Below are 11,855 nucleotides of genomic sequence, written 5' to 3' on the forward strand. Positions count from 1 at the left end.
GAAACGAGCATGGAGCTTTGATTTCTCCTTCGGCTTTGCCGCTTTGTTTACAAAGAAAACTGCCACAAAAGGGCATGTATAAAGAAATCGCGAGTTCCATCCGACCTTAATAACTAAATTTTATACGGATGAAAATATATAGTAAAACAATAAAATCAATAGCGGTGCTACTGGGTTTTGTTGCTCTCCTGGCTTCCTGTACAGAAGATAACAGCAACCCGATGGAAGAAAACATCAAGGATGTTAGCAAGTATATTACCGCTGTCGACAAAGAAATCGCCAGTCCCGGCGATGAAGTGACCATAACCGGAACCAATCTGGATAAGGTTTACAAAATAATGCTCAATGATAATCTGACAGTAATTAAATTTGAAGCAACAGAAACATCTTTGACGTTTACCGTTCCTTCGTCGGCTCCTCTCGGGGATGTGGTGATCATAAACATCTTTTTTGAAGGAAAAGGCCTGGCGCGATATCCGATTGAAATTATTTCGCCTCCGGTTATATCAGGGTTCTCGCCTATTGCAGCTACCGGCGGAGAAGAATGTCATGTTTATGGTACCGAACTGTATAAGGCTGTTGAGGTTTATGTGGGCGACACTGAAGTTTCATTTACATTAATTGATGATAAACATTTTGTCATCGACCAGTTGCCTGAGATTGAAAATGGAGATCAGATTAAAGTTGTTGATGCAGCGGGTTCTGAAACAATCTCCGATTGGGAGTTTGTTCGAGGAACAGAAATTCTCATCACCGACTTTGACAGTGAGTCTGATTATTATACTGAATTGAGCAGTAACGGTAACCTTGATGGTGATACCGAAGAGAAAGGTCCGTTGCCCTATGGTACATTCTATACATTCGTTTTTACGGACAACGGAACCAGTTGGGGTGGAAACCTTGATTTCTATTTCGAGGGCGTACCTGCAAATTATCCGGATAATTCAAAAGTATGGCTTTATATCGACATAAAGATGTCCGATCCTGTGAGAGGCCGTATCATGGTTCAGGATCCTGCAAACGTATATGGCGATGACAGGGATTTTACCACAGAATGGACGACATTCAAACTGCGGCTTGATCAGCTTTATACAGGATATGGCAATGGAGATGAAGTTGGTGCCTGTCCAACGGTAGATAAACTGACAGCTGTTAAAGTTCAGCCACCCGCCCAGGCAAGCAGCAATAATTTTGGAAAGACCATTTCTGTTGATAATATCCGGTTTGTTGTTGAAGAATAACGATTTTACATGAAACGCACCAGATGCTTATTAGAAAATTGTCTGAAGATTTCAGGTGCGTTTCATTAAACAATCTGTAGAGGCACACTATATGCAACCACCGGAACAGCCAGCAAAAGCTCAAAATCATTGAGCTATTGCAATTAGGCTCCCGGTGGTTCATACGACATTTAAAAATTAAATAATATAGTGATGAAACGAGCATGACAAGGTTTGTCACAAGAGAACATGTATAAACTCCAATCATGCGAGTTCCATCAGACCAATAACTTAGACTAATTTTATACTGATGAAACAAGTCCCGATCACTCCCCGATAAATGGGGGCAGGCAGGGACGAGTTCCATCAGGACTTAAAAAATTAAATTTTATACTAATGAGAAAGATGAAAATATTTTCCAGTATAACGATGATAGGACTGTTAGTTTTAACAGTTTTCAGTGGCTGCGAAGAGGTCGCTGATTTGACTATCGATCCAGTTGAAAGTGAACCGGCGTTCACTTTTTCTCCCGAGGTTGGTTATCCCGGAACAGTTGTTACATTATCAGGGACTAATTTAAATGATGCGGAAAAAGTTGCTTTTGGGACGGCCGAAGCAGAAATTACCTCAAAATCCGATTCGGAAATAAAAGTTGAAATTCCTGTAGATGCCGAAACAGGTAAAATTCATATTACTTTTCCCGGGCATGTTGTTTCTTCAAAAGGTTCCTTTATTGTTTCAGATTCTCCGGTTCCGGCCATTACATCATTTAATCCGGTGGAGGTAAGTCGTGGTGAAGAAGTCATCATTACCGGTACTTTACTCGATCAGGTGAAAAGAGTGCAAGTAGGTGATTTGGAGGCTGCGATCGTATCTCAATCGGATGAAGAGATTGTAATCACAACTCCCGGAGAATTTTCTACTGCGCCTGTTTATATCTTCTATGATTATACCACGACCTATGGAATGGTGAAAGAAACCTCGGCAGTCAGTGAAATCGAACTTGGCTTGCGTCTTCCTGGCATTTCAGTTGTAGAACCCGGTCTGAAGGACCTTGATGTTGGAGATGTTCTGACCCTGCAAGGATCGAATCTTGACCTGGTTAATACCATCTCATTCGGAGATATTGAAGTCGGAGAAGAAGATTTCACCTATTCAGAGGAGGAAGGAGTTATTACTGTGGCTGTTCCCGAAGGAGCCTCCTCAGGAATCCTGAGCTTAGCGGCTACCGATGGAACTTATGAGCATGAGACTTCCTTCAATGTTTATCTGCCTGTTATTTCAAGCTTTGTTCCGACAAAGGGTGACAAACAGATGGATGACAGATATTTTTCCGTGTTAGGAAGTAATCTGGATATTGTTGAATCCATTGAAATGGGCGGCTATGATGCAACCATTGTGGATCAGACGTCAGAACTAATTACTTTCACTATTTCCGGTGAAGCAGGCGGATTCATGAATTTCTCCTGCTATAACGGGGTGGTGCAGAGTCCTACAGCATTTGTTTTGTACGGCGATATGTTTGTTTACGATTGGGACTCTCAATTTGAAGTAGACCGGTTTGGATGGTTCCAGAGAAACAATCTTGGTTCTTTTGCTACTGATAGCGTAGATGATGGAACAGGAAATTATTTCGCCGAGATAACGATGGGTACGCCAATTAATAACAATTCATTCTATTTATGGGGGCCGGAAACAGGAAATGATGATCGTTTCTCATTATATGTTTCCGAACCTGAAGGCGTTTATCTGGAATTTGATTTAAGAGTTACCGACATTCCGGAAGAGATGTTATATGATGAAGGTTTCCAGTTTAAGATTTTTATGATGGATGCCAAAGGATGGGGAGCCAGTGGTGAATATTCCTATGGCTATAACAGCCCGACCAGTTATGTAACAGCTGATGGCAATTGGCACCATGTCAGAATGAATCTGGCCGATTTTGTGGCCTCAAACAATAGTGGTTTGTACACAGTAGGTCAGGATTTTGAGCAGGCTGCCGGAGCGTATTTGCACCCCAACAGTCTGCGCATCATAACATTCATTTTTGGAACTGAAAGTGAGTCGGATGATCAAACCGTTGTTATTGGACTGGATAACATAAAATTTGCAATAGAAGAATAGGATTTTTGAAATTCACCCGGAGTCGCTTTGAATAAGCGACTCCGGGATTTTTTAATACAACCGGTAAAATGTGATGAACAGGCATGGCAGGATTTAATACAACAAAGATGTATGTAAATTTTTGCATGCGAATTTCATTTTGGTAATAACTGACAGTAATCCTGATCCGGACGAAAGTAAATTTATCTATTGAAGTTGCGCACATCTAAGGCATTGTATAAACAATAACTAAATACCATGAGATTTAAAAAAATTCTTCTGATACTCTCGATGTTTATCATCCCGCTTATTGCTTTTCCCGAAACAGGCGAACGGTTGTGGATGAGGTATAGCCCCTTACCTGATGATGTGCAATCCCGGTATGCCGGACTTTTTAGTGTGTATTTTGAGCCGGGCAGTTCAACAGTTAATGTTGCAAAAGATGAGTTGAATAAAGCTTTCAGAGGCATGATGGAGGAGGGGCTGCAGTTTCAGGATAACATAAGGAAAAGCAGTCTCCTGATCGGAAAGGGAATAAGCAGAAAAGCGGAAATTGAAGGTTTGGAAGAAGCATTGAAGAAATGCGGCAGTGAAGGTTATGTTATTAAATCGGCTGAAATTGACGGACGTAAAAAGATTATTGTTTCGGCGAATTCCGATGCCGGGATACTCTATGGCACCTTTGCCTTCATTCGGATGATGCAAACCGGCCGATCCCCTGAGGATTTGAATATTATTGAAAAGCCCGAATATGACCTGAGGCTTTTGAACCATTGGGACAATCTCGACGGAACTGTTGAGCGCGGTTATGCCGGTCATTCCATCTGGTGGAATCGTAAGAAGGATTATGACTCCCTGAAAGAACATTACCAGACATACGCTCGTGCCAATGCCTCGGTAGGGATTAACGGTACTGTCCTTAACAATGTTAATGCCGACCCACAGGTGCTCACTCATGATTATATTGAAAAATTTGCCCGCTTTGCCGACCTGTTAAGACCATACAATATAAAAGTATATATGTCTGTCAACTTTTCTTCTCCTGCCATTATCGGGGGGCTGGAAGACTCCGACCCTTTGCGTGAAGAAGTGCGTCAATGGTGGAAGCAAAAGGTTGCAGAAATTTATGAATTGATTCCCGATTTTGGTGGTTTTCTGGTAAAAGCCAATTCTGAGGGGCAACCCGGCCCCCAGGATTACGGACGTACCCATGCCGAAGGCGCTAATATGATGGCTGAAGCGCTTGAACCTTATGGCGGCATCGTTATGTGGCGTGCTTTTGTCTATTCTCCTTCTGGTGATGACCGGGCTAAGCAGGCATATAACGAGTTTGTTCCTTTGGACGGGGAGTTTCACGAAAATGTGATTGTCCAGGTCAAAAACGGCCCCGTCGATTTCCAACCCAGGGAACCTTTTAGTCCCGTCTTTGGGGCTATGGAGCACACCCCGCTCATGATTGAATTTCAGATTACCCAGGAATACCTTGGATTTTCCGATCATCTGGCTTATCTGGCTCCATTGCAAAAGGAATGTCTCGAAAGCGATACCTATGTCAACGGCCCCGGCTCCACCGTTGCAAAAACAACCGATGGCTCCATATTTAATCAGACACACTCTGCAATTGCCGGTGTTGCCAATATCGGACGGGATACTAACTGGACAGGTCACCACTTTGCCCAGGCCAATTGGTATGCATACGGACGACTGGCATGGGATCATACTCTTGCAGCTGATGATATCGCCGTTGAATGGGTAAAGATGACTTTTTCTCACGAGCCTGATTTTGTTCAGCCCGTGCTGAATATTATGATGCGCTCACGCGAAGCCGTTGTTAACTATATGACACCTCTTGGTCTGCATCACCTGATGGGATGGAGTCACCATTACGGCCCCGAACCATGGACCGATATAGAAGATGCTCGCCCCGACTGGCTTCCGCGCTATTACCACAACGCTTCCGAATATGGTATCGGCTTCGACCGGAGCGAATCGGGCAGTAATGCTGTGGAACAGTATTCCGAACCTTTGCGTTCCATGTTTAACAATCCCGGGACCTGCCCTGAAAACCTGATCCTCTGGTTTCATCATTTGCCCTGGGATTATCGTATGAGTTCGGGACTGACTTTGTGGGACGAGCTTTGCTATCACTATTATCACGGAGTTGACGAGGCCAGACTGATGCAGAAACAATGGGATCGCCTGGCCGGAATGATTGACCGGGAACGGTTTGATCATGTTCAGCATAAATTAAAAATACAGACTCGCGAGGCAGTGTGGTGGAGAGATGCGTGCCTGCTCTATTTTCAGACATTTTCCGGAATGCCCATCCCTCATGAGTTGGAACGTCCCGAACATGACCTGGAAGAGTTAATGGAGCTTGAATTTGATATGACCCATCATAATTAGTGCTCGTCTATAAAGTAGAAAAAGTTTCCTGCTTTTCATGTGTCTGTTCAGAAAGTGCCAATTGCAAGGCTTGTGAAGACACCAAAACCGGAGTTTACTAATCGTAAATGAGAATTTTGGCGGCAAGCGTAACGAAGCAAGTGGTACTTTATGGACGGAGACTAATTAATAAGTCTGGAGACTGTCCAAAAATTATGAATTGTAAGTTGTTCATTCTTTCTTCTTTTTGGACAGCATCTGAACTCATTTATTAAACGTTCTCTATGGCTATGATAGATGAGTTAGCTCAGAAAAGGTGATTTTCAGAAGTAAACTCATCATTGAGAATGAGATAATGCCGGCAGCTGTAAAAAAAGCATGCTGCCGGTTTTTTTTGAATTATCCTGAGCAGCCTTGATCTGCCAACCAACCCTTCCTTTCCCGCGTGCTTTAGGGCATCTGATATTTAATATTCTTACATTTTATTGATATGAGAGCAATTCTGAACAATACAATTGTTTGTCTTTTTTTTCTGTTTGTTGTGGTTTTTACATCGTGTGAGAAGAAACATTCAAGTCAGGCTGAAGCAAAGTTTCTCTGGTTTGTATATGAGGGAAATGATGAACTTTATGCTCAGAATTCGTCTGATGTCAAAGCATCACATACCGGCAGTGATACTTCGGCCGGAGTTTCTTCTTCGGAAAACTTTTCTATACACGACGATTTTTCTGAAGACTCTCTGGCTTTCTACTGGAATTTTATCCGGACACCTCGCGAAAAATGGTTTGAACTTGAGGATGATGCCCTGAAACTTGATTTCAGACCGGTTTCTTTCAGAGAAATGAAAAATCCTGCATTTATCGGACACCGGCTACAACATCTCCGGTTTGTTGCAACAACAGCCCTGAGTTTTACACCCGAAGGGCCCGACGATACAGCCGGATTACTTTGTTTCAGAACGGAAACCAGTAACTATTATCTTGGATTAAGTTGCAACAATAAACAAATGGAGGCTTTTGTAGAGAAAACCATAGTGAGGGGCGGACAACCGGTGAAGAAACGCCTGGCAATGAAAAAAATTAATTGGAAAGCGGGTCATCCGGTTTACCTTAGAGCAGAGGGGAACGACAACACCATGAATTTTCTTATTTCTGAAGATAATGAGACCTGGGAAATCCTGGCCAAAGGGCTGGATGCCTCTTACCTTAACAACGCAACCACCGGTGGATATGGAGGAACGTATATCGGGATGTATGCATCGGGAAGGGTGGAGTAAAGCAACAATCATCGCTCAAAACTTCGCATCCATTTCAATGACATAGAACGACATTGGCTTTAATGCCTCACTAATGCTTTGTCCTTTAAGTTTCATTTCTGTTTCGACCGGTGCAATGTTTTTTGGATTTTCCAGGGTGTTATATGCCAGGGGATTGTCGGCAGTCATCAGGTAAGCCGTTGCTTTTTTGCTGATTTTGGCTTTGCCGTTTAGGTCTACATTTACTTCCTGTGCCTCTTCTGAAGCATTGACCAGCTTAACGTAAACCTTCCCGGCTTTTTTATCGACTGAAGCGCTGGCATACAATTTATCCTGCCCCGTGACAGGTTTACCATTCATAGTGATGTTTAAAACCTCACTGCCGGTGTGGTTTGAGTAAAGTTTTTGCACGTAATAGTTGGGTGTTCCCATCACGTTCAGGTTGTCGAACCAGATGAGGTCGGGACGCCACTGCCAGGCTTCAATGTGCGCCATTAGTGGAGCGTAAGATGCCATATGTACCACATCGGCATTACGAACCAGGCCTGTCATGAAGGCTGCTTCGCTCAGGGCACTCAACCATGAATTTTTGGAGGCAGGGTCTTCATTATCCGGACCATGGGCTGCATATTCGCCTGCAAACACTTTAGGGCCGTTCCGGTCGTAATCGTCGTAGCGGCCGGCATTCTCGAAAAACCATTTGGGGCTCATGTAATAATGTTCGTCAATCAGGTCCACTTTTTCATCCTTCATCTCCTTCCAGAGATAATGGAAACGTTCGTCTTCAGGCCTTGGGCCGGAACCGCCAACGAGCATAATTTCGGGATGTTTATTACTGATGACTTCAGCAAATTTTTGATAACGTTCCACATACTGTTCACCCCATTGTTCGTTGCCAATTCCTATGAATTTCATGTTGAAAGGTTCGGGATGACCCATTTCTGCACGCAATTTTCCCCATTTGGTGGTGGTGTCGCCATTGGCAAACTCAATCAGATCAAGTGCATCCTGAATATAGGGGTCGAGTTCATCCATGGGAACCAGCTCACCTGTATTATACTGGCAGGCCATTCCGCAATTCAGGATGGGAAGCGGTTCGGCACCCAGGTCTTCAGCCAGAAGGAAATATTCATAAAATCCAAGACCGAACGATTGATAATAATCGGGCGTATGGCGATGCAAAAATTCAGTGTTCCATCGGTTGACGATCATTTCACGGTCTTCGACCGGACCCACTGTCTTTTTCCACTGGTAACGAAGACTCAGGTCATGGCCTTCAACAATGCAGCCGCCGGGGAAACGCAGGAAACCGGGATGAAGATCGTACAGCATTTGCACGAGATCGGCACGAAGTCCGTTTTCCCGCTTGTTCCAGGTGTTTTCGGGGAACAGGGAGATCATATCCATATCAACAATTCCTGTTCCATCGACCATTACCCGCAGTGTGGCTTTCGCGTCGGTTTGGGATGATTTAAAGGAGCCTTTCATCTTTTTCCAGTCTTCCGGGAATCCGGTGATGGAAGTCTGCCCGATGACTTTCCCGTCTGAGCTGAGCAATTCTATTGATATTTCAGGGTTGTTGTTTCCAACTTTGCGGGCAATGACCGAGAAATTGTACCGGTTGCCGGCTCGCACGCCCATTCCGCGAAAACCTTCGTTCATGACACCGAACATGCCGTCATCATTTCGGCTGTCGATGCGGATGTATGTCGGGTTTTCAGGCTTTTTCTGTTCCCGTTTCAGGATAAAGACTTTGCCGTTCCCATCGTCTTTCGATGTTTCCTGCCAGCCCATCATGGGTTCGTAAAATTCGAAAGAACGGTTTTTGACCAGCTCGGCATAGAACCCCCCGTCGGCGCCAAAGTTGATGTCTTCAAAGAAAATACCCCACATGTAAGGTTGAATACTCGCTTTTGGATGGTCAATATCTACTTTTATCTCATGTTGTCCATGGACGAAATTGCCGGAGATTGTGTAGATCAAAGCCAGAACTAAAAGTACTTTTTTCATAGCATTGAAGGTTTTATGGATGAGAGTGGTGTAAAAAGACATACTTTTTAAAATCAAAGCGTTTTAAATTTTTGGATCGGAGTTAACCTGTTGTTAATAAGGATGCAAAAAATTAAAACAACAAAGAGTTTGACAATAAAGATGGTTTTTAGACAGTACTCATGGATTGTTAGATTTTTTAAAATGACTATGGATATTCATAAATCTGCGACCAAAATAGTGTGAAATTATATTACGTGCAAGGATTAAAAGTCAAAAATACATTTTTTAAAATTAAATTGTCAAACCGGAAGCGGTATATTTTGTTGGCGATTTCGAAGCAAGACAAGCAGGTAACCGGATTTACATCGATCTTCGGAACAAGTGGAAACTTACCATAAACAAGGAACAGAGTGGCATACGTCGTCCTGCCCATTTTCAGCTTTTAGGTTATGGCTTTCTATGGTCACAATGTTTAAAACGATTTCCAAAACCACGAAGATGAACGAGTCCCGATCATCCGGGACTCGTTCTATATGACCTTAAGAGATTAATTATTTCTTATAAATCAACTGTTTCCCATGGTTTAAAGTGGCTGTTCCGATCTTAAACGGGAAGACCCGTACGCGCGGTTTACCCTGTGAAATAAGTTGATTTCACAGGGTGAATGTGAGAGGTGCTCCGGCGTGCTAATGGCTCACCAGCCATCTACTCGATTGTTGTTTTGTGCTTTTCTTTCTGGGCATTAATTGAATAGATAAATTCAGTGCATTTGCAACCTACTTCACCAACTATTGCCACCACATACCCATTGTTGTGCTTTCGTGTTTTTTTTATTCTTTTAAATGATTAAAAAAGTCAATCAGCTTATCTATGGTGAAATATGGATTTCGCTGGTATTTTGGTAAGTCTGTCTGAACATTTCTTCTCAGAGTTTTGGCCCTTTCAATTGCAGTATCTAAGTAATTTTTTAAGAGTTGATAATGTTTTAGCTTGGTCTTGTGATATTCAGGCCACTTAGTTTTTAAAAATCTCAGGGCTTCAGCACCGTCCTGAAAACTTCTACCACAATTTTCAAAATGTAGAATAAACCAATGTTCGATACATATTGCACTGTATGCAATACAGAATCCTTCTGAGTCAACAATCCTGAATGCTGCTTCTAATTGAGGCCAATTGTCATGATCAAAAAACAGCCAAACTGAGTCGTAGGAGTTCCTTTCTTTTATAGCTTTGCTTTTTCTCTTTCTTGCTTCTTCGGCTAAACTTTTCGGGTCATTTTGAGAATTGTAGTCAATTTCAATTGATATTGATCTTTGAAGTTTTCTTGGCAACTCACTTTGCAAGGATTTAGCGTATAAATATTCAGTGATTCCTTCGCAAAGTATTAATATTCGCTTATTTGGCTTGTTAATCTTCATCGGTTTGCATTTCTATGAGGAAGTCGGAGTCATTAATAATCGGTGTAGCCCCAAACCTACCCGAAGAATACCATTTATCTAAGGGAGTGCCTAAGCGAATTCCTTTAATGTCTGAGCATCTGTAGAGTAAAGTTGAACCAAATTCATCCTTCTCTGTGAACCAAACTTGATCTCGTCTGAAATTATCGTTTGAAAGTTGTGTAATATCGTGGGTGGCAAAAATTAACTGTGAGTTTTTGGGGTTAGTGATTTCATTGTGAAATAGATTGATTAAGAATTGTGTAATACTTGGGTGCAGATTCTTCTCAAATTCATCAATAACTAGTACTCTTCCTGTTTCTAAGGCGTCAAGAATAATACCGCCAATCACGAATAAACTCTTCGTTCCTGTTGACTCTTCGTCAATTTCAAAGTTCTTTATTCCAATTTCATTTTCTCCGTCAAAAATTGGGTGTTGTGTTTTTATATCATATTTATATTGTTCCTGAAATCTTTCCTTCACATCATCCGGCATATTGCTTGGAAACTCAAAATTGCTCCAGTCAACTTCTTCTGCCTGTATTCCTACTATTCCTGTGTCCAAAGCACAAATGAGTTTATTAAAGCGTTTAGAAAAGTTTGAGTTTTTGTTTTCAGCGAGTCTCTTTGCATAAAGTTTGCTTAAAGAAGTTTCACGATAGTCTTCCAGAAAAGGAAAAACCATCATTCCTTTTCCAAAAAATGAAAATGCAGGAAGCAAAGATTCTACATTATTTTCTGCTGCTTTAGATAGAAATAACTGATTTGGAAGTAATAGTTTTTCAATCGTTTTTTTTCCGCCTCTATAAGATTCTCCGAATTTTATTGGATTATCTGTTTTTCTCGAAAAAAGTAACGTTCGAGTAGAGTTAGGATAGTGGTAAAGCTCTTCGAGTTCAACTCTTCCCTGTGTAAAGTCAATATGATATAAATATTGATTTTTCTCATGCAAAAATTCTATCTCCATTGAAACAGGAGAGTTCACATTTTTAACGTTTAATTTGAAAGGCTCATAAGCAGCTATCTTTTCGTCTGGTTTGAAGAATGATGACCTTCGTACCAAATATTCAAGCGCTTTAAATGCCCGGAGAAGTCCACTCTTTCCTGAGGCATTTGGTCCGTATATAACAGCTGATTTGATTAGCTTATTATTTCCACTCTGGAAGGTGTTGGATTTCAATTCTCGCAAACTTGTCTTTTTTAATGATAGCTCTGCGTTATCACGTATTGACCTGAAATTTTTTACACTAAATCTGATTAGCATTTCTTATGTTTTTGTGCAAATATAGTTTAAATACGACAAAGAAACAAGGAATATAATGTTAATTTGCGTAATTCTCGCAAATAATGAATTTAATATAGATTGGTGGATTTGTTTTTTGCGCTAGGCACAACGTTACCTATCGCAATTGTCCTTTTTATTCCATAAACGACAATTACCTTTATTATTTCTCAATTTAGTGT

Annotated in this window: 7 protein-coding genes; 4 read left to right on the forward strand and 3 right to left on the reverse strand. The window is 41.7% G+C overall.

The window, feature by feature from the left end:
- The first annotated feature begins 128 nt into the window (after positions 1-128).
- The 4 genes from OQ5_RS0105925 to OQ5_RS0105940 all read left to right on the forward strand — a co-directional run bounded on the left by OQ5_RS0105925 (position 129) and on the right by OQ5_RS0105940 (position 6,984).
- Complete coding sequence (locus tag OQ5_RS0105925; protein ID WP_016776603.1) at positions 129-1,241, forward strand: IPT/TIG domain-containing protein; 1,113 nt, start codon at positions 129-131, stop codon at positions 1,239-1,241.
- Between the two features lie 375 nt (positions 1,242-1,616).
- The gene (locus OQ5_RS0105930) at positions 1,617-3,344 is read left to right on the forward strand and encodes an IPT/TIG domain-containing protein (RefSeq protein WP_044107642.1); all 1,728 of its coding nucleotides are present in this window, start codon (positions 1,617-1,619) and stop codon (positions 3,342-3,344) included.
- A gap of 237 nt (positions 3,345-3,581) precedes the next feature.
- Complete coding sequence (locus OQ5_RS0105935; protein WP_016776605.1) at positions 3,582-5,729, forward strand: alpha-glucuronidase family glycosyl hydrolase; 2,148 nt, start codon at positions 3,582-3,584, stop codon at positions 5,727-5,729.
- Positions 5,730-6,198: 469 nt separating this feature from the next.
- Positions 6,199-6,984, forward strand: a complete 786-nt coding sequence (locus tag OQ5_RS0105940) for a hypothetical protein (RefSeq protein ID WP_016776606.1) — start codon at positions 6,199-6,201, stop codon at positions 6,982-6,984.
- Positions 6,985-6,999: 15 nt separating this feature from the next.
- On the opposite strand, the gene OQ5_RS0105945 is transcribed toward OQ5_RS0105940, so the two are convergent.
- The 3 genes from OQ5_RS0105945 to OQ5_RS0105955 all read right to left on the reverse strand — a co-directional run bounded on the left by OQ5_RS0105945 (position 7,000) and on the right by OQ5_RS0105955 (position 11,655).
- Positions 7,000-8,973, reverse strand: a complete 1,974-nt coding sequence (locus OQ5_RS0105945) for an alpha-L-arabinofuranosidase C-terminal domain-containing protein (protein WP_044107645.1) — start codon at positions 8,971-8,973, stop codon at positions 7,000-7,002.
- Positions 8,974-9,785: 812 nt separating this feature from the next.
- Entirely contained in the window at positions 9,786-10,373 is a 588-nt protein-coding gene (locus tag OQ5_RS0105950) for an RloB family protein (protein ID WP_016776608.1), read from the reverse strand.
- Positions 10,363-11,655, reverse strand: coding sequence for an AAA family ATPase (locus OQ5_RS0105955; protein WP_016776609.1), 1,293 nt, complete (start codon positions 11,653-11,655; stop codon positions 10,363-10,365). Before OQ5_RS0105955 ends, OQ5_RS0105950 begins: the two co-directional genes overlap by 11 nt.
- Between the last annotated feature and the right edge of the window lie 200 nt (positions 11,656-11,855).

Origin of the sequence: Anaerophaga thermohalophila str. Valhall, assembly GCF_000250735.1 — a bacterium.
GTDB classification, from domain to species: Bacteria; Bacteroidota; Bacteroidia; order Bacteroidales; family Marinilabiliaceae; genus Anaerophaga; species Anaerophaga thermohalophila_A.

Coding starts and splice junctions, on each gene's coding strand:
- OQ5_RS0105925 (WP_016776603.1), top strand. CDS start 129: ATGAAAATATATAGTAAAACAATAAAATCAATAGCGGTGCTACTGGGT.
- OQ5_RS0105930 (WP_044107642.1), top strand. CDS start 1,617: ATGAGAAAGATGAAAATATTTTCCAGTATAACGATGATAGGACTGTTA.
- OQ5_RS0105935 (WP_016776605.1), top strand. CDS start 3,582: ATGAGATTTAAAAAAATTCTTCTGATACTCTCGATGTTTATCATCCCG.
- OQ5_RS0105940 (WP_016776606.1), top strand. CDS start 6,199: ATGAGAGCAATTCTGAACAATACAATTGTTTGTCTTTTTTTTCTGTTT.
- OQ5_RS0105945 (WP_044107645.1), bottom strand. CDS start 8,973: ATGAAAAAAGTACTTTTAGTTCTGGCTTTGATCTACACAATCTCCGGC.
- OQ5_RS0105950 (WP_016776608.1), bottom strand. CDS start 10,373: ATGAAGATTAACAAGCCAAATAAGCGAATATTAATACTTTGCGAAGGA.
- OQ5_RS0105955 (WP_016776609.1), bottom strand. CDS start 11,655: ATGCTAATCAGATTTAGTGTAAAAAATTTCAGGTCAATACGTGATAAC.